9 protein-coding genes and 1 pseudogene are annotated in these 18,677 nt (G+C 68.4%); 8 read left to right on the top strand and 2 right to left on the bottom strand.

Features of this window, described 5'->3' with window-relative positions; genetic code table 11:
* Positions 1–94: 94 nt before the first annotated feature.
* The 4 genes from gltX to QHF85_RS35775 all read left to right on the top strand — a co-directional run bounded on the left by gltX (position 95) and on the right by QHF85_RS35775 (position 4,904).
* Entirely contained in the window at positions 95–1,555 is a 1,461-nt protein-coding gene (gene gltX, locus QHF85_RS35790; RefSeq protein WP_281331889.1) for a glutamate--tRNA ligase, read from the top strand.
* A gap of 6 nt (positions 1,556–1,561) precedes the next feature.
* Positions 1,562–2,515 (top strand): CPBP family glutamic-type intramembrane protease, encoded by a 954-nt coding sequence (locus QHF85_RS35785; protein ID WP_281331888.1) that lies wholly within the window; start codon positions 1,562–1,564, stop codon positions 2,513–2,515.
* A 93-nt stretch (positions 2,516–2,608) separates the two neighbouring features.
* Entirely contained in the window at positions 2,609–3,295 is a 687-nt protein-coding gene (locus tag QHF85_RS35780) for a transglycosylase SLT domain-containing protein (protein ID WP_281331887.1), read from the top strand.
* Positions 3,296–3,521: 226 nt separating this feature from the next.
* Positions 3,522–4,904 carry a KamA family radical SAM protein gene (locus QHF85_RS35775; protein ID WP_281331886.1) on the top strand — a complete coding sequence of 461 codons (1,383 nt, stop codon included), beginning with the start codon at positions 3,522–3,524 and terminating at the stop codon, positions 4,902–4,904.
* A gap of 338 nt (positions 4,905–5,242) precedes the next feature.
* On the opposite strand, the gene QHF85_RS35770 is transcribed toward QHF85_RS35775, so the two are convergent.
* Positions 5,243–6,484 carry a WYL domain-containing protein gene (locus QHF85_RS35770; protein ID WP_281331885.1) on the bottom strand — a complete coding sequence of 414 codons (1,242 nt, stop codon included), beginning with the start codon at positions 6,482–6,484 and terminating at the stop codon, positions 5,243–5,245.
* Positions 6,485–6,800: 316 nt separating this feature from the next.
* Here QHF85_RS35770 and QHF85_RS35765 point away from each other — a divergent pair, with 316 nt between their 5' ends.
* The 3 genes from QHF85_RS35765 (at position 6,801) to QHF85_RS35755 (ending at position 18,128) form a co-directional block, all read left to right on the top strand.
* On the top strand, positions 6,801–10,739 hold the full coding sequence (locus QHF85_RS35765) for a MopE-related protein (RefSeq protein ID WP_281331884.1): 3,939 nt from the start codon (positions 6,801–6,803) through the stop codon (positions 10,737–10,739).
* Between the two features lie 607 nt (positions 10,740–11,346).
* Complete coding sequence (locus tag QHF85_RS35760) at positions 11,347–15,348, top strand: MopE-related protein (protein ID WP_281331883.1); 4,002 nt, start codon at positions 11,347–11,349, stop codon at positions 15,346–15,348.
* Positions 15,348–18,128, top strand: coding sequence for a MopE-related protein (locus tag QHF85_RS35755; protein WP_281331882.1), 2,781 nt, complete (start codon positions 15,348–15,350; stop codon positions 18,126–18,128). Before QHF85_RS35760 ends, QHF85_RS35755 begins: the two co-directional genes overlap by 1 nt.
* Before the next feature lie 94 nt (positions 18,129–18,222).
* Here QHF85_RS35755 and QHF85_RS35750 read toward each other — a convergent pair whose 3' ends face one another.
* Positions 18,223–18,447, bottom strand: coding sequence for a hypothetical protein (locus QHF85_RS35750; protein ID WP_281331881.1), 225 nt, complete (start codon positions 18,445–18,447; stop codon positions 18,223–18,225).
* On the opposite strand from QHF85_RS35750, the pseudogene QHF85_RS35745 reads away from it, so the two are divergent.
* Positions 18,446–18,677: pseudogene (locus QHF85_RS35745) on the top strand (hypothetical protein); the annotation flags it as partial. The gene QHF85_RS35750 and the pseudogene QHF85_RS35745 sit on opposite strands and share 2 nt — an antisense overlap.

The following is an 18,677-nucleotide window of genomic DNA, read 5'->3' as shown; positions in this document are numbered from 1 at the left end:
CGCAGCCCGAGGGTATACACGCGTCGGCCGAGCGCGGGGGCGCGCGCACGCCGAGGCCGACAATCGCTACGAAAAATGCTACAGCGCGGGCGCCATGGCACAAGGCAAGCCTCGCGTTCGATTCGCCCCCTCTCCGACGGGCTACCTCCACATCGGCGGCGTCCGGACCGCGCTCTTCAACTGGCTCTGGGCGCGCAAGACCGGCGGCACCTTCGTCCTCCGCATCGAGGACACCGACCAGGAGCGGAGCACGCCGGAGAACGAGGCGATCATCCTGCGAGAGCTCCGCTGGCTCGGCCTCGGCTGGGACGAGGGCCCCGAAATCGGCGGCGATCACGGCCCCTACCGGCAGATGGAGCGGCTCCCGGTCTACCAGGAGTTCGTGGAGAAGCTCATCGCGGCGGGCGCGGCCTATCGCTGTTATTGCACGAAGGAAGAGCTCGACGCCCAGCGCGAGGCCCTGAAAGCCCGCGATCCGAAGGCCCAGTTTCGCTACCCCGGCACCTGCCGTGATCGCACGGGCCCGGCTCCCGATCGCCCGTTCGTCATTCGCTTCCGCGCGCCGAGCTCGGGCTCCGTCACGTACCGGGATCTCGTCTTCGGCGACGTCGTCACGCCGAACAATACGCAGCAGGACGCCGTGCTCATGCGTAAGGACGGCGTCCCGCTCTACAACCTCGGCGCGGTCGTCGACGACCTCACCATGGGCATCACGCTCGTCGCGCGCGGCCGGGACCACATGATCAACACGCCGCCGCAGATCCTGCTCTACCAGGCGCTCGGCGCCCCCGTCCCGCAGTTCGCGCACCTGCCGATGATGCTCGCGCCCAGCGGGGAGAAGCTTTCGAAGCGGTTCGGCGCGGTCTCCGTCGGCGAGTACCGCGAGCGCGGCATCTCCCCGGTGGGCCTCATGAACTACCTCGTCCGCTTCGGCTGGTCCTTCGGCGACGAGGAGATCTTCGCGATGCAGGACCTCATCCAGAAGTTCAGCTGGGAGAACTGCAGCAAGGCCGACGGCAAGTTCGACGGGAAGAAGCTCGCGGCGATCGCGTTCGAGCACCTCAAGTCCCCCGCGCTCACGCCCGACGACGCGTACCTCGACGGCACGCTCCCGTTCCTCGAAAAACGCGGCCTTTCGGGTATCGATCGCGAGGCGGTCCGCGCGCTCCTCCCGCTCATCCGCGAGCGCGCGCAGACGTACGTCGATGCGGCCGACGCGCTCGACTACTTCTTCCGCGATCTGCCCGTCTATGACGAGAAGGCCGTGAAGAAATTCCTCGTCGCGGACAAGGCGCCGCATCTCCAGGCCGTGCGGGATCTCTTCGCGTCGATCGACGATTTCTCCGCGAAGAACCTGGAGGCTCGGTTCGGCGAGCTCCTCACCGAGAAGAAGCTCGAGATCAAGGACGTGGCGCAGCCCGTTCGTGTCGCGATCAGCGGCCGGACGGCGACGCCTGGGCTCTTCGACGTCGTCGCGCTCGTCGGCAAGCCGCGCGTCCTCGCGCGCCTCGATCATGCGCTCGGCTTGATCGCCGCCTCGTCCGGGGCCGGCTGAGCCGCGATGTTCGCTCTCGCCTCGACGCTCCTCGCGGCGGCCGGCCCGACGGGCGCGCGCGCCGCGCCGACGCTCTTCGAGACGTCGACCAAGGCCCTCTTTCCGATCGCCGCGTACCTCGCGCTCGCGCCCGTCCTCTGGTTCTTCTTCCGCGGCACGTGGCGCGAGCTCGACGTCGCGGCGCACGAACACCAGCGCAAGACGCTCGCCTCAGGCTCGTACGATTACCGCCCCGCGGTGCTCTTCGTGACGACCGCGCTCGTGCTCACGCTGCAGGAATACTATGGCGGCCGTGATTTCTATGAAAATCACCTGAAGCCATTCCTGCGCGAGCTCGAGAAGCAGGGCGGCTTCGGGGTCGATCTCCGCAAGTGGAACGAGCTCTACGGCTACGGCTGGTGGGCTTTCACGCGCGTCTTCGGGTACGTGGCGTTCCCGATGATCGTCTGGAAGATCTGCTTCCGGAAAGACAGCCTGCTCGACATGGGCCTGCGGGTCCGCGGCTTCTTGAAGCACGCGTGGATCTACGGGCTTTGCCTCGCGGTCGTGGTCCCGGCGGTCGTCATCGTCTCGCGGGCCCCCGATTTCGGCACGTATTACCCGTTCTACAAGCAATGCTCCCGCTCGTGGTTCGACCTCGCGATGTGGGAGATGATGTATTTCGCGCAGTTCTTCGCGCTCGAGGTCTTCTTCCGGGGCTTCTGGCTCTCGGGCCTGCGCACGACGCTCGGCTCCGGCGCGATCTTCGCGATGTGCGTGCCATATTGCATGATTCATTATGGCAAGCCTTACCTCGAAGCAGCCGGCGCCGTGGTCGCGGGCATCGCGCTCGGCTCGCTCGCGATGCGCACGAAGAGCATCTACTCGGGCTTCCTCGTGCACGTGACCGTCGCGCTGCTCATGGACTTGCTCGCGCTCTCGCATCGAAACGCGCTGCCCACGTCGCTCTGGGGGCCCTGAGCCCCCGGCCCGGCCGGTTCGCGGGAATACCGGCCCATCTCGCCGGTTCGGCCCCTGATGCCGCCGCCCGACCGTGTGCTATCATGGCCTCGCTTGGCCGCCTCTTCGCTCCCCTCCGCCCGCTCTGTCCTCGGCCTCCTCGGCCTCGGGGCGGCGCTGCTCGTCGTTCCTGGCCACGCGCGAGCCGATATTTATACCTACACGGACGCGCAAGGGAACGTACACGTCACGAGTCAACCCGTCCGCAGCGGAACATCGGGCGGGAAGATGGATCGGGTCACGAGCGGGGACGGCACCAAATCGCGAAAGAAGGCCGCCCAGCTTTTCACGGTATCGATGCCGAGCGATCGATCGCCGGAACGTTTTGGACGGTACGACTCGTGGATTCGTGAAGGCGCGCGTCTTTATCGGCTCCCGGAGGAGCTGATTCGCGCGATCATCAAGTGCGAGAGCGACTTCGATCCACGCGCGGTCTCGCCCACGGGCGCACAGGGCCTGATGCAGCTCATGCCGGCGACGGCGCTGCGAATGCAGGTGCGCGACGCCTTCGATCCTCGCGAAAACATCCTCGGCGGCACGCGATATCTGCGCGTCCTCGCGAACATGTTCAACGGCGATCTCGAGCTCACGGTCGCGGGCTACAACGCCGGGGAAAACGCCGTGATGAAGTACCAGGGCATCCCGCCGTACGAGGAGACGCAAGGGTACGTGAGCTGCGTCGTCGGGCATTACCGCAGCTTCAAGGCCCAAAACGGTGAGGGGCTCCGGTCGGCCCGCTAAGCGGGCCTTCCTCTGCCCCCCACACCCCCCGCGTGTTCGACGCGAGCGGGCTCAACGCAGCGCAGCAAGCCGAAGGCTTCGTGAGTCCGGGAGACCCCGGGGCCGCCTCTGTGCTAGGATCGCCCCTTCCTGCGGGTTGCACGGACGCCCGATTGTTCTATATGGCGCTCGTCAGCCGGGCGAGCCCGAGGGCCGCCGCCAACGAAAACCCGATTGGGGGCGAACCATGACTGCCCAAAGCCTCGTCGAGCTCAGCAAACGCACCTACGAAATCGTACCGCTCAAGCCCCCGGTCGAGCCGGCGAGGCTCGAGTACAAGAACTTCAAGGACGCGCCGGACTGGCGGAGGATCCCCGCCTATGCCGACGTCAGCGAGGAGCAATTCCTCGATCACCGCTGGCAGTCGAAGAAATCGATCACCCGGCCCGACAAGCTCCTCGAAGCCCTGCGCGGCCTCGTCTCCGAGGACTTCATCAAGGACGCGACCGAGGGCTTTGCCCGCGCGCCGATGAGCGTGCGCGTCTCGCCGTACCTCCTTTCGCTCATCGACTGGAACGACCCGTATCGCGATCCGCTGCGCACCCAGTTCATCCCGCTGAAATCGCGCTTCTTGCCGGATCACCCGAAGCTCGGGCTCGACTCGCTGCACGAGCGCGCAGACGCGCCCGTCCCGGGGCTCACGCACCGCTACTCCGACAAGGCCCTCTTCCTCCCGCTCGATACCTGCCCGGTCTACTGCCGCTTCTGCACGCGCAGCTATGCCGTCGGCATCGACACCGAGGAGGTCGAGAAGACGCACTTCAAGGTCGACGAGGATCGCTGGCGCGCCGCGTACACGTACATCTCCTCGCGGCCCGAGCTCGAGGACATCGTGGTCTCGGGCGGCGACGCGTACAACCTGCGGCCCGAGCAGATTCGCTCGATTGGCGAGACGCTGCTCGGCATGGCGAACATCCGGCGCATCCGCCTCGCCACGAAGGGCCCAGCCGTGATGCCGCAGAAGATCCTGACGGACGACGAGTGGATCGACGCCGTCACGTACATCTCCGACCTCGGTCGCAAGCTGCACAAGGAAGTCGCAGTCCACACGCACTTCAACAACCCGAACGAGATCACAGGCATCACGCGCGACGCCATGCAGAAGCTCTTCGGGCGCGGGATCCGCGTGCGCAACCAGAGCGTGCTCATCCGCGGCGTGAACGACGATCCGGAGACGATGAAGCTCCTCGTCAAGCGCCTCGGTCACCTCAACGTGCAGCCCTATTACGTGTACGTGCACGACCTCGTGAAGGGCGCCGAGGACCTGCGCACCACCGTGGCCACGGGCGAGCTCATCGAGAAGCACGTGCGCGGCTCGACCGCAGGCTTCAACACGCCAACCGTCGTCGTCGACGCCCCCGGCGGCGGCGGCAAGCGCGACGTGCACTCGTACGAGTTCTACGATCGCACCACAGGCATCAGCATCTTCGAGAGCCCGAGCGTCAAGCCCGGCCAGAAGTACCTCTACTTCGATCCCGTCGATCGGCTGCCCGCCGAGGGGCGCGCCCGCTGGGCCGATCCGCGCGAGCATCAGGTGATGATCGACGAGGCCATGCGCGCGATCGCCTGAGTCTCATCGGGGGGCGCCGCGCCGGGGCGCTGCCCCGGTCCCCGCGGGGGCTATCCGCCCCTCGACCCGGACCAGGGCCAGCCCTGGACCTCAGGGGGAAGAACTGCGCTGCGCGCAGTTCTTCCCACAGGCCGGTGGTACCGCGTCGCCGGTTGAACCGTCAGCGCTGCCGTCTTGCTTGGCAGGGTCGTCGCAGGTCTTGACCCCGGCTGTTCGATGAACTGCGCGAAGCGCAGTTCATCGAACCTCAGTCCAGCGCCGGCGCTGGTCCAGGTCCAGGAGCGGACAGCTCCTGGTGGGGCCTGGAGCAAAGCCCCAGCGAGGCGCCATCGAGAAGATCACGACGAGCGGCTCTTCTTCACCTTCGGCCGGTCCTCGGGATCGGCCTCGTAGTTCGCCACGGCCTGCTCGAGCTCCTTCTTCACGCGCGTCACGAGATCGGCCGGCTCGAGCACGCGTGCCGTCTCGCCGAAGCCGAGGACCCACGAGGTCAGCTCCGTCATGTCGCCGATGTCGAGCGACAGGCGCACGCCCCCGCCTTGTAGCTCCTCGATCACCTGCGACGGGTGCACCTTCCGGGTCCGTACGAAGTCGGCGACCTTCGCGCTGAAGTCGATCACCACGTGCGTCGATGCGCCGCCCGACCAGATGCCGAACGTGCCTTGGAAGTAGTCCTCGACCCGGAAATCTGCGGGCAGATCGAAGCGCTCGGTCGTCGCGCACTCGGTGTCGCGCATGCGGTCGAGCAAGAACGTGCGGATCTCACCGCGCCCCGCGTGCAGGCCGACGCAGTAGATCGCGTCCTTGTAGAGCACCATCGCGTAGGGATGGATGACGACCTTGTCCTCGCGCCCGTCCTTCGCGCGCCGGTACCGGCACGAGAGCGGCCGCAGATCTGCGACCGCCTGGAAGAGATCGTCGAGCGCCTCCGTGTGCGCCGCGTAGTCCTTCGGCGCGAACGGCAGGTAGAGGAAGCGCTCTTCGAGCCGTGCGTCGGCTACGCCCGCGTTCGGGCCGCGGCCGGGGCGGCGCGCGACGCCGAGCAGCTGCTGCGCTGCGAGGTCGATCTCTTCGTAGAGCGTCGAGCCGCGCATCGGCTCGAACAGGCGCCGCGCGGCGAGCAGCGCGTACGCCTGCGTGCGGCGGACCTCGACGCGCCGGGGCGCTTCCCCGGGGGCGAGGCGCCAGAGCCGCGTCCCGCCTGGCTTGCTCGTGGTCGAGACGAGGTCGAGATCGCGCCGCACCTCCGCGAGGTAGCGGCGCATCGATCGCGGCGTCACGTCGAGCTCGCGGGCGAGCTCGTAGATCGTCAGGCCCTTTGGATGCCGCTGCAGGAGTGCGCGCAGCGTGTCGAGGCGCCGGTGCTGCGTGAACGGGCCTTTCGGCCGGCCGCGCGGCCGCGTGGACGCCGAGGACGACGACGCGCCGGGCGGGCTCGCTTGCGGCGCTCTTGCTTCGGACGCCGCGGCGCGGCCTGAGGCGGCGAGCGCGGCGGGCGCGGCGCGCCGGGCGGAGGAGAGAGCATCGCGTCCAGAGCTCGAAGTGCCGGATCCCACGGTATGCCCCTTCGTGTATCGCAACGCGCGCCTCCGGGAAAGCGCGTTCGTGGCTCTCCCGACGGGCTTCGCCTGCTCGGGCCTCTCCGGGCGCTCGCGCGGGTTCGTCCTGGTGCGTGGCTCGGGGATCCGGCCGACGCGCGCGCGTCCGTGTCGAATGCCTGACAGCCGCCGTGGTCGTGACGGGCGGCCTTCTTCTGAAATTGGGAACATCGCGCCTTGCTGGATCGCGCGCTCGCGTGCGAGCATGGAGCGTTGGCGTGCGTGCGTGCTCGGCAGATCTCCCGGGCCGGGGGAGATGCGGGGCGCGCCTGACGCGGGCCAGCGGGGACAGGACACGATGTTCAGCAGGGTTCTTGCACTTCTTGGGCAGCGCGGGATGCAGGTGAAGGTCGGGGCGGCTTTGGGCCTCGCCGCTGCGGCGGCCTTTGCCGCGAGCCCGGCGCTCGCGGAGCCGGCCGCGTGTTTGTCCTTCGATCCGTCGGCCTGGCCGGCGCCGTCGAGGCCTTACTTCATGGTGATGTTCGACACGTCCGGATCCATGACGCTCCCCGTGTCGGGTACGAACTCGTGCGGCTTCGCGGATACCCGCCTCGGGCATGGCCGTTGCGCCATGAGAAAGACCTTCCAGGCGTTCGCGGGGCAGGCGAATTTCGGGCTCGCGACCTTCGCCAAGATCCAGAAGGGCTGCGACGCCGCGTGCACGGACGCGGCCTGCGTTCACAGCGATTACACGACGAACTCCGGCCTCGCGGGGTGCGGCTCGGAGCCCGCGACGTGCGGCACCCCGCCCGTGGCCCAGCCGAACTCCGGCTGCCGCGACGGCGCGAACATCGTCGTCCCGATGCTCGTCGACAACTATTACAATCCGCCGCCAAACCTCTCGAACATCAGCGAGCTCCTCAAGTGGGTCGACGGCGACTGCTCCGATCAGAAGGAGCTCTTCGCGCAGGGCAACACGCCGCTGAACGGCATGCTGCGCAGCGCCTACAAGTACTTCTACGAGGGCTGGGCGAGCCCCGCGACGCCGGGCCTCGTGCACCCCTCGCCGCTCGGGGATCTCGCGCAGGGAGAGCGGCCGTGTCGATCGGTCAACGTGATCCTCGTGACGGACGGCGGCGAGAACTGCGACACCGTCGACGACGCGAAGGACGCGGCGGCGGATCTGCTCACGGGCTTCACGAAGGGCGGCATCACCTGGAGCGTGAAGACGCACGTGATCGACTTTGGCCAGGTCGGCTCGCAGGCCGACCAGATCGCGGCCTTCGGCGGCACGGGCGCGGCGCAGGACGCGACGAACGAGGCCTCGCTCAGCCTGGCCTTCGCGAACATCATCGCCGGCGCGATCAAGCCCGAGAGCTGCAACAACGCCGACGACAACTGCAACGGCTGCACCGACGAGGGCTTCGTCCATTACTGCAACAAGGGACAAACCTGCTGCGCCTGGGCGACACCGGCCCAGCGCGCGACGTGCCTCTCCACGTACCAGGCCACGATCTCCATGGCCGATCCCGACGGTGACCTCACGAAGCTGCCGTGCACGACGGCCGCGCAGCAGCAGGATCCGGCGAGCTGGCTCTGCTTCAACCCGAAGGAGACCTGCGACAACGCCGACAACAACTGCGATCCCGACACCACGATCGACGGCAACGCCGCGAACGCGGTCGACGAGGGCGTCTTCAAGTGCGGCAACCCCTTGCACTGCCCCACCGCCGAGATCTGCAACGGCGTCGACGACGACTGCGACGGCCTCGTCGACGACGGCCTCGGCGACGCGTGCTTCTGCGTGCCCTCCCCCGAGATCTGCGACGGCTGCGACAACGACTGCGACGGCGTCGCGGACAACGGCGTCCCCACGATCCCCTGCGGCCTCGCGACCCCGATGAACTGCGCGGGCACGCTCTCGTGCAAGCCGCCGCAGAACGTGCCCGTCGGCACCTGCGTGGCGAGCGGCGGGTACGACACCTGCCAGAATAGCCCGATGCCCGAGACGTGCGACGGCGCCGACAACGACTGCGACGGCACGATCGACGACGGCGTCGCGGCGACCGACTGCGTGCCCGTGGGCACGCCGCCGAACCTGAATTACGGCCCGAACAGCCAGTGCAAGAAGGGCGCGCAGCCCTGCGGATCCAGCGTCTGCTCGGGCTTCGTGGGGCCGAGCGCCGAGATCTGCGACGGCATCGACAACGACTGCGACGGCACCGTCGACGAGAGCCCGTTCGGCGTCGGCACGCCGTGCGGCGTAAACCAGGCGCCGTGCACGACGGGCCTCACGGCCTGCGTCAACGGCGCGCTCGTCTGCCAGGGCGGCACGCAGCCCCAGGCGGAGGTCTGCGACGGCAAGGACAACGATTGCGACGGCTCGATCGACGAGACGCCGCTCGCGGACGCGCCGGCCGCCGGCATGAACGGATGCTGGGCGAACCCCGGCAATTGCTGCACGTTCGGCAACCTCCAATGGTGCCCGCCGCCCGGCGGGACCTGCAATGGCACGGGCACGCTCACCGCGCCTTGCAATACCGGCAAGCTCGTCTGCCAGGGCTTGCAGAAGTGGGTGTGCGCGACGCCGAAGGCCCCCGAGCCCGAGGCGTGCGACGGCCTCGACAATGATTGCAATGGCATGAACGACGACGGCAACATCGCCCAGGTCGGACAGCCTTGCGGCAGCGACACGGGCGAGTGCGTGATCGGCGCGCTCGCGTGCAACGCCGGCGTGCTCGATTGCGTGGGCGACATCGGCCCCACGCAGGAGATCTGCGACGGCAAGGACAACGACTGCGACGGCACGAACGACAACGGCATCCAGGCCGGTGGCACGTGCTCTGTCGCGTACGACACCACGCTTTACCCCGGCGATCGCAGCGCGACGCCGTGCCAGCCGGGCGTGTATCAATGCAACGGCCAGGGCGGCGCGGACTGCTCGGGCGGCGTCGGCCCCTCGCCCGAGGTCTGCGACGGCATCGACAACGATTGCGACGGCAAGATCGACGAGACCGGCCCCGCGCCGGACGGCATCGACGGCTCGGCGAACCCCGCCCCGCCGCCGGCCGTGAACGTAGGCGACCCTTGTGGCTTGAACGTCGGCGTCTGCGCCGAGGGCAAATATGGCTGCATCAATGGAAACCTCACGTGCGTCGGCGGCATGGAGTCCGCGGACGAGGCCTGTGATTGCCTCGACAACGACTGCGACGGCACGACGGACGAGCAGGACCCGGGCAAGGCGAAGCTCTGCAGCGCGGGCAAGGAGTGCGTGAAGAGCGGGAGCTCCTGCGCGTGCGCCTCGCCTTGCAAGGGCGGCGAGTTCCCCTGCCCGCCCGGCCAGAAGTGCGAGGACGTCACGAAGAGCGAGACGGGCGAGTCGCTCGGGTTCTATTGCGTCCCCGACAACTGCGGCGATTGCTCGGTGAAGACGGTCAAGGACGCGGGCGGCAACGTGATCTGCGCGCCCGCCGATACCCCGGCCGACGCGAATTGCAACACGCCGCCGGTGTGCGTCTGCAAGGGCCAGGAGGGCTGCAAGGATCCTTGCGACGGCGTCACCTGCGGCGCCGGCGAGGTCTGCACGAGCTCCGGGCCGAACCTCGGCAAGTGCGTGGTGGACACCTGCTACAACGTGCCTTGCCCCGGCTGCAACAAGGCGTGCAACCTCGGCTCGTGCGTGGACAACCCCTGCGTGCCCGGCGCATGCCAGCCCGACGAGGTTTGCAAGCCGAGCGCCGATTTCAGCACGTTCTCGTGCGTCCCGACCTGCGCGGGCGTCGATTGCGCGTCCGGCACGCTCTGCAAGGACGGCGCGTGCGTCCCGACCTGCGATCCGGCCTGCGGCGCGGGCGAGACGTGCGACGCGACCCAGACCCCGCCCGTGTGCGTGCAGGACAAGTGCTCCGGGGCGTGCGCGAACGGCGGCTGCTGCGACCCGCTCACGGGCGCTTGCGGCAACTGCCCGTGCGAGGGCGTCCTTTGCCCGAGCGGCCAGGTTTGCAATGGCGGCTCGTGCTTCGAGCCCATGGGCAACACGGGCTCGTCCACGAGCTCGGGCACGGGCGGCGGGGGCGGCGGCGGACCGGGCTCGGGCGGCGGCGGACCGGGCGCGGGTGGCGGCGGCACGGGCGGGAGCCCGGACAAGGGCGTCTGGGGCCTCGCGACGGGCGGCGGCGGTTGCGCTTGCTCCACGGCCGGCGATCCTCGCTCCCCGGCCGGCTGGCTCGCGCTCCTCGGTTTGCCCCTGGCCTTCCTCCGCCGGCGTCGTTCGGCGCGGGGCGCGAAGGCCGCGTAATTCCCCACATCGAATGGCCGCGCGATCGCGGCGGGGCTCGCCCTCGCCGCGGATCTCGCCCATTTGCTTCGCTGAGGCGGCCATGACGATCGCTCGCAATGGCGCGCCAACCCCTGCTCCCGAACACGATCAGGCAATGGCCAGCATGTCGGCCCACGGGCAGAGACGACCCCCAGGGGCCATGTCTTACGGTTTGGTGACGAGGGCGTGACGCGCTCGGGGCCACCGATCGCCGGAGAGGCCACGTCGGAACCGCCAGTTCTCCGACACCACCTCTGCTGGTGCTTCGCCTCTCCACCCGCGCGGAGCCCCCTCGCGTCCCGAACGGGCCATCCCGCCGAAATCACGACGAAAAACGCCCCATCTTCCGTCCCGATCAAGAGAGTTTACGCCTCGCACGAACTCTTGTAGGGTGAACGAGCATCATCTTCCCAGCGCTCGGGATCGGACGGAACATCGTCCGATCACCGGCCGCCAGGGCGTGATGGAAACCCGTGCGTCGAGACAAACTCCTTTTGCAAAATCCGCGTTCGTCCCGTTCCTACTTTCCTTCGGCCGGTGCTCGTCGCTTCATGACGAGCTCGTGCCGGGGCTGGATCACGAGAACATGAACAGGACCCTCTTCTCCCGTGGCATTGGCCGTCGCAAGCTTGGTATTGCGTCGGTTCTTTCTGGCGCGGCCCTCGTGGCCGCATCGTCGCTCGTGGCGCCGCAAGTCTCTGCCGAGCCTACCGCGTGCCTGAGCGCAAATCCTACGGACTGGCCTTCGTCGGCGAAGCCGTACTTCATGATCCTCTTCGACACCTCGGGGTCGATGACGGCCGCCGCCCCGAGCGGCGCTCCGGTGACCGACTCCTGCGGATTCGGGAACACCCGCATCAGCCACGCCAAGTGCGCGCTGCGGAAGATGTTCTTCGCGTTCGGCGGTCAGGTGAACTTCGGGCTCGCCGCATTCCTGCGCGGCACAGCCACGGGCTGTACGGCCTCCTGCGGCGACTCCGGCGGCGGCAACGGTCCAGGAAACGGCACCTGCTTCTGGAGTGGGTTCTCGGGCGGCTGTGGGCTGGAGCCGACGTCGCTGCCGCTGTCCGCGGATCGTCGCTCCGCCGAGATCCTCGTCCCGATGCAGCTCGACAACTTCTACTCGCCGCCGCTCCAGGATTCGAACATCCCGGAGCTGCTCAAGTGGGTCGACAACGACTGCTCGCAGCACCCGTCACGGCCGCTCAGCTACGAGCTCTGGGCGGAAGGTGGCACGCCGCTGAACGGCATCCTGCGCGACGCCTACCGCTACCTCTCGGATCAGTGGATCAGGCCGACCACGGGAACCCCTACGTTCGATTCACCGATCGCGCTGTCCGGTGAGCGCGGCTGCCGCACGATCAACACGATCCTCGTCACGGACGGCTCGGAGTCGTGCGACCTCGAGGCCGGCGCCGCGAACGACGCGGCCGCGGATCTCCTCACGGGCTTCGATCGCGGCGGGATCCACTGGTCGGTCAAGACGCACGTCATCGACTTCGGGAGCTTGAGCCCGGTCAACGACGCGCTCGCGGCGGCCGGCGGTACGGGGACGGCGAAAACGGCGACAAGCGAGACGCAGCTCTCGCTGGCGCTCTCCAACATCATCGCCTCCGCCATCAAGCCCGAGACCTGCGACAACGTCGACAACAATTGCAACGGCTGCACGGACGAAGGCTTCGCCCATTACTGCAACCAGGCGCAGACCTGCTGCACGTGGTCGACGCCGGCCCAGCGCGCGACGTGCCTCTCGACCTACCAGAGCACGATCACCACGATGAACCCAAGTGGTGACCTGACGAAGCTGCCCTGCACGACGCCCCTGCAGGCTAACGATCCGACCACGTGGCTCTGCTACAACCCGAAGGAGAGCTGCGACAACGTCGACAACAACTGCGATCCGGGGCCCGAGTTCGACGGCACCCCGGTGAGCACCATCGACGAGGGCGTGAACAAGTGCGGCAATCCCGCGCATTGCCCCAAGGTGGAGACCTGCAACGGCCAGGACGACGACTGCGACGGGCAGGTCGACGAGGCCCCTGTCTGCGTCATGCCGTGCATCCCGTCGCCCGAAATCTGCGACGGCTGCGACAACGATTGCGATGGCATCGCGGACAACGGCGCGCCGAGCGCCGCATGTGGCCTCCCGACGCCAGCGAACTGCGCCGGCACGCTGACGTGCAAGGCGGCGCAGCCCGTGGCGCTCCCCGGCGCCTGCGTGGCGAGCGGCGGCGGCTTCAACCCCTGCACGAACAGCCCGCAGGCCGAAGTCTGCGACAGCCTCGACAACAACTGCGACGGCAAGATCGACGAGGGTGTCGCCCCCACCGATTGCGTGCCCGTCGGCACGCCCGCGAACCTGAATTACGGCGCGAATAGCCAGTGCAAGAAGGGCAAGCAGCCCTGCAATGGTACGTGCCAGGGCTTCGTGGGGCCGAGCGCGGAGATCTGCGACGGCATCGACAACGATTGCGACGGCACCGTCGACGAGAGCCCGTTCGGCGTGGGCACGCCTTGCGGCAACAACCAGCTGCCCTGCATGACCGGCCTCACGGCCTGCGTCAATGGCGCGCTCGTCTGTCAGGGCGGCGTGCAGCCGAGCGCCGAGGTCTGCGACGGCAAGGACAACGATTGCGACGGCTCGATCGACGAGACGCCGCTCGCGGACGCGCCGGCCGCCGGCATGAACGGCTGCTGGACCGAGCCGGGCAATTGCTGCACGTTCGGCAACCTCACCTGGTGCCCGCCGACCGGCGGCACTTGCAATGGCACGGGCACGCTCACTGCGCCCTGCAACACGGGCAAGCTCGTTTGCCAGGGCACGCAGAAGTGGGTCTGCTCGAACCCGAAGGCCCCGAGCCCGGAGGTCTGCGACGGGCTCGACAACAACTGCAATGGCATGCTCGACGACGGTAGCCTCCCGCAGGTCGGCACGGCGTGCGGCTCCGACGCCGGCGAGTGCGCGAAGGGTACGCTCATCTGCACCGCGGGCGTGCTCGATTGCGCGAACGACGTCGGCCCGGTGTCCGAGATCTGCGACGGCAAGGACAACGATTGCGACGGCGTGAACGACAACGGCATCCCCTCGGGCGGCCCGTGCTCCCCGGCGTACGACACGACGTTGTATCCGGGCGATCGCACCGCATTGCCGTGCACGCCGGGTGAGTTCCTCTGCAACGGCGCGGCCGGCGTGGAGTGCCTCGGCGGCGTGGTGCCGCAGCCCGAGCTCTGCGACGGCATCGACAACGATTGCGACGGCACGGTCGACGAGAGCGGCCCCGGGCCGGACGGCGTCGACGGCTCGATGAACCCGCAGCCCATGCCTGCCGGCAGCATCGGCCAGGCGTGCGGCGTGGAGACGGGCGAGTGCAAGCAGGGGACGTACACCTGCCAGAACGGCGGGTTCGTCTGCACGGGCGAGACGACGCCGGTCCTCGAGACCTGCGATTGCGCCGACAACGACTGCGACGGGGTGAGCGACAACCCCAACAACGGCATTCCGCTGTGCAGCACCGGCAAGGAGTGCGTGAAGGGGAGCAATGGCACGTGCCAGTGCTCGAGCGCGTGCAACCCTGGCAAGGAGTATCCGTGCCCGCCTGGCCAGCAATGCCAGCAGGTGACGGAGAGCACGACGGGCGAGAACCTCGGCTTCTACTGCGTGTCGGAGCCCTGCGCCGATTGCGAGCTGAAGACGGTCAAGGACGCGGCCGGCAACATTCTCTGCGCGCCGGCCGATACGCAGGCCGACGCGAATTGCCACAAGCCGCCCGTCTGCGTCTGCAAGGGCCAGGTGGGCTGCAAGGATCCGTGCGACGGCGTGAGCTGCGGCGCGGGCGAGGTCTGCACGCAGTACGGGCCGAAGGCGGGCCAGTGCGTGGTGGACAACTGCTACAACGTGCCTTGCGTCGGCTGCAACAAGGTCTGCAACCTCGGCTCGTGCGTGGACAACCCGTGCCAGCCGGATAGCTGCCCGGCCGATCAAATCTGCAAGCCGAGCTCCGACTTCACGACGTTCACGTGCGTCTCGTCGTGCGCGAACGTGGATTGCCCGTCGGGCCAGGTTTGCCAGGGCGGCACGTGCGTGGCCGGCTGCAGCCCGGCTTGCGCGTCCGATCAGTACTGCGATCTCGCCCAGACCCCGCCGACGTGCGTCCAGAACCAATGCGCCGGCCCCTGCGCGAGCGGCGGCTGCTGCAATCCGGTGACGGGCGCCTGCGGCAATTGCCCCTGCGAGGGCATCGTTTGCCGGGATGGCGAGGTTTGTCTGAACGAGTGCCCGCCGGGCGTCACTTGCACCCCGGGTGAATGCGTCGAGCCCATGGGCATGGGCGGCTCGGGCGGCGCGGGCGGCTCCGGCGGCTCGGGTGGCTCGGCTGGCGCGGGCGGCTCGGCTGGCCCGGGCTCCGGCTCGGGTGGCTCGGCTGGCACGGGCGACTTCGGCGCCTGGGGCCTCGCGACGGGCGGCGGCGGCTGCGCTTGCTCCGCGGCTGGCGATTCTCGCTCTTCGGCCGGGTGGCTCGCGCTCCTCGGTTTGTCCCTGACCTTCCTCCGCCGGCGTCGTTCGGCGCGCAACGTGGAGGTTGCGTGATGAGCTTCTCTTCCAAACTCGGATGGCTCGCAGCCGCGGCGGGGATCGCCCTCGCCGCGGGCTCCGCGGGTTGCACCACCACGGCGTTTTGCTTCAGCGATTGTGATGGCGGCGCCACGGGCACCTCCAGCTCCTCCGGCTCCGGCGGTCAAGGCGGCGAAGGCGGATGCCTCTTCGGCTGCGGCGGCCAGGGCGGCCAGGGCGGCCAGGGCGGCGCCGGCGGCGGCGCCTGCGTCCCCTCGGACAGCGGCGTCGAGGAGTGCAACGGCAAGGACGACGATTGCAACGACAAGGTCGACGACCTGCCCGACTGGAGCACGCCGGAGGCCTGCGGCACCTGCGCCAACAATTGCTATCAGGTCCTTCTGAACACCGACCCCGACACGATCGCCTGCACGGCGAGCGCGGATCCCGGCAATGCCCCGGGGACCTGCACCGGCCAGTGCGCGGCCGATTATTACGATCTCGATCCGGACTCACCGGGCTGCGAGTATTACTGCGTCGCGGGCGGCGCCGACGACTCGCTCTGCAACAACAAGGACGACGACTGCGACGGCATCAAGGACGAGGACGTCGACCTCTGCACCAGCACCACCGATTGCGGCAAGTGCGGGCGCACCTGCGTCGTCCTCCACGGCACCCCGGCTTGCGAGAGCAGCACCGAGCCCGGCCAGGCCTGCAACGACAGCAACACGCAGTGCAAGATCCAGTCGTGTGAGCCTGGCTTCTACGATCTCGACGGCTCCTACGCCACGGGCTGCGAGTACCAGTGCAACATCACGAACGGCGGCGTCGAGATCTGCGGCGACAGCCTCGATAACGATTGCGACGGCAAGATCGACGACGCCGACGATCTCTCGGGCGACACGCAGCTCGGCCTCGATTGTTACGGCGATCCCGACGGCGAGTGCGCCACCCCGGCGCACCTCGGCAAGACGATCTGCCAGGGCAACAAGATCACGTGCGCGGGGCCGAACGTCCTCGTCGAGAACCAGGCCCCCGAGCTCTGCAACAGCAAGGACGACGATTGCGACGGGGTCATCGACGACAGCCCCACCGACGCTGGAAAGGCCTGCGGCGTCAGCAACATCTTCCCCTGCTACCTCGGCACGCAGCAATGCCAGAACGGCGCCCTCGTCTGCGTCGGCAACATCGATCCCAAGCCGGAGATGTGCGACGGCGAGGACAACGATTGCGACGGCCAGATCGACAAGACGGGCGGCAACCCGCCCCCGGACGCCGTCGGCGCTTGCGACGTCCCGGCGATGCCGCCTGCGGGCTCGACCACGCCGTGCAAGGCCGGCACGAAGGCCTGCGTCGGCGGCGCCATCACGTGCCAGAACTCCGTCAAGGCGGCCCCGGGGACGCAGGACGGCTGCAACATCGACGCGAACTGCGACGGCGCGCTGACGAACCAGCCCGACAAGCAGAGCGACGTCAACAACTGCGGGGCGTGCGGCAATAGCTGCTACAACGGCGCGGTCCACTCCACCTGGGCGTGCGTCTCCGGCGCTTGCCAGTTCAAGGGTTGCGAGCCGGGCTATTACGATCTCAACAACGATCAGAAGTGCGAGTACGACTGCGACTTCATCTCGGCGCAGGAGACTTGCAACGGCCTGGACGACGACTGCGACGGCCAGATCGACGAGAACGTCATCGCCCCCTCGCCCACGCAGGTCTGCGGCGTCAGCCCCTCCGCCACCAAGCCCGAGTGCACCACGCAGGTCAACGTCGCTTGCGTGATGGGCGGCTGGAAATGCACCTTCCCCGCCGGCGTCTGCACCCAGGCCGGCCCGAACTACTGCGCCGGCACGCTCGAGCTCTGCGACTCCCTCGACAACGATTGCGACGGCGTCCAGAACGAGAACGTCGCCAACTGGAACAAGCCCTGCAACTCCGACGACGGCCTGCCCCCGCCCGGACACGGCGCCTGCCGCACGGCAGGCACCTACGTCTGCAACGGCACCACGGCCGTCGTCTGCAGCGCCACGCCGGCGAACTGCGCGAGCTTGCCCGGCGGCTGCGAGGAGAAGTGCGACGGCCTCGACAACGATTGCGACGGCGTCGCCGACGAGCCCTTCAGCGCGAAGGGCTCCAACGCTACCTATTACGTCAAGCCCACGGTCACGAAGATCGGCTCGCAGAGCAAGTGGATCATGACGTACGAGGCCAGCCGCCCCAATGCCACCGCCGTCGTCCCCGGCACCGGCAACGGCTTCTGGACCGCCGCTCCCAGCGGCTCCACGATCGACAAAACGCCGGCTTGCTCCGTTCCTGGGAAGATCCCCTGGTTCAACGTCACCCCGCGTGAGGTCGAGCAGGTCTGCACCGCCGCCGGCGGCACCGTCTGCGCCACCGCCGACTGGCAGGCCGCCGCGCGTTTCACGCCGGATGCTTGCCTCTGGGGGTATGCGCCGCTCGCCCAGTGCAAGACCGGGTTCGTGGCGGGCACGAAGTACTGCAATCTCGGCTTCTCCTACGATTTCGATCCGGGGACGACCGGCATTCAGAACGGATTGCTCGCCACCGGCGACGAGGTGAACCTCAAGGGCTGCTACGTCGATTGGACCGGACAAACCAACGCGAAGCTCTTCGACATGACGGGTAACCTCCGCGAGATCACGAAGTCCGCGACGAACACGTACCCGCTGCTCGGCGGCGCCTTCAACACGCAGGCCGAGTCCGGCGCCCAGTCGGACTTCACGTTCTACACGGTCGATCAGAACTTCCAGTTCTTCGACACCGGCTTCCGCTGCTGCTTCGCCTCGAACCCGGGCTGAACCACCCCCCAAACGAAAAAGCCCACGCTCCCGCAAAACGGGACGCGTGGGCTTTTTTCATCGGGGCCACGAAAACGTGGCCCCCGCTCGGCGATCACCAGGGGCGATCGCGCATCGTCTGCTTGTATTTTTCCTTGTAAAGGTCGTGGCACTTCTTGCAGGAGGCCTTCGCGCCATCGAGGTCGCCGGCCTTCGCCTTGGCCACGCCCTCGTTCGAGATGGCTCCCCAGCTCCCCATGCCGGGCGGCGGCTTGCCCGCGATATAGGCCAGGCCACTGGCAATCTTCGTCAGGTCGCCGCTCGATGTCGCCGAGGCCATGACCGTCTTCATCCAGCCCTGCATCGGGCAGGGCTTTTGCCCCTTGGCGCCGCAATCGAAGGTCTTCGGGCCAGCCGCCGCGCTCGACGCCGGCGACGCAGAACCGGCGGCAGGGGCAGCCGACGCCGCCGCGACAGCGGACCCTGCGGGCTCCACGGGGGCGGCAGCGGCGCTGGTCTCGGGCGGCGGGGCCTCGGCGCTCGGCGCGGCAGCTGCCGACGCGGCCGGGG

It is taken from the genome of Polyangium sp. 6x1 (assembly GCF_029946515.1).
Classification (GTDB): Bacteria; Myxococcota_A; Polyangia; order Polyangiales; family Polyangiaceae; genus Polyangium.
Note: the sequence above shows the minus strand (reverse complement) of the source record. Positions and strands in the feature narration are given on the sequence as shown.

Coding starts and splice junctions, on each gene's coding strand:
- gltX (WP_281331889.1), top strand. CDS start 95: ATGGCACAAGGCAAGCCTCGCGTTCGATTCGCCCCCTCTCCGACGGGC.
- QHF85_RS35785 (WP_281331888.1), top strand. CDS start 1,562: ATGTTCGCTCTCGCCTCGACGCTCCTCGCGGCGGCCGGCCCGACGGGC.
- QHF85_RS35775 (WP_281331886.1), top strand. CDS start 3,522: ATGACTGCCCAAAGCCTCGTCGAGCTCAGCAAACGCACCTACGAAATC.
- QHF85_RS35765 (WP_281331884.1), top strand. CDS start 6,801: ATGTTCAGCAGGGTTCTTGCACTTCTTGGGCAGCGCGGGATGCAGGTG.
- QHF85_RS35760 (WP_281331883.1), top strand. CDS start 11,347: ATGAACAGGACCCTCTTCTCCCGTGGCATTGGCCGTCGCAAGCTTGGT.
- QHF85_RS35755 (WP_281331882.1), top strand. CDS start 15,348: ATGAGCTTCTCTTCCAAACTCGGATGGCTCGCAGCCGCGGCGGGGATC.
- QHF85_RS35750 (WP_281331881.1), bottom strand. CDS start 18,447: ATGGCCTCGGCGACATCGAGCGGCGACCTGACGAAGATTGCCAGTGGC.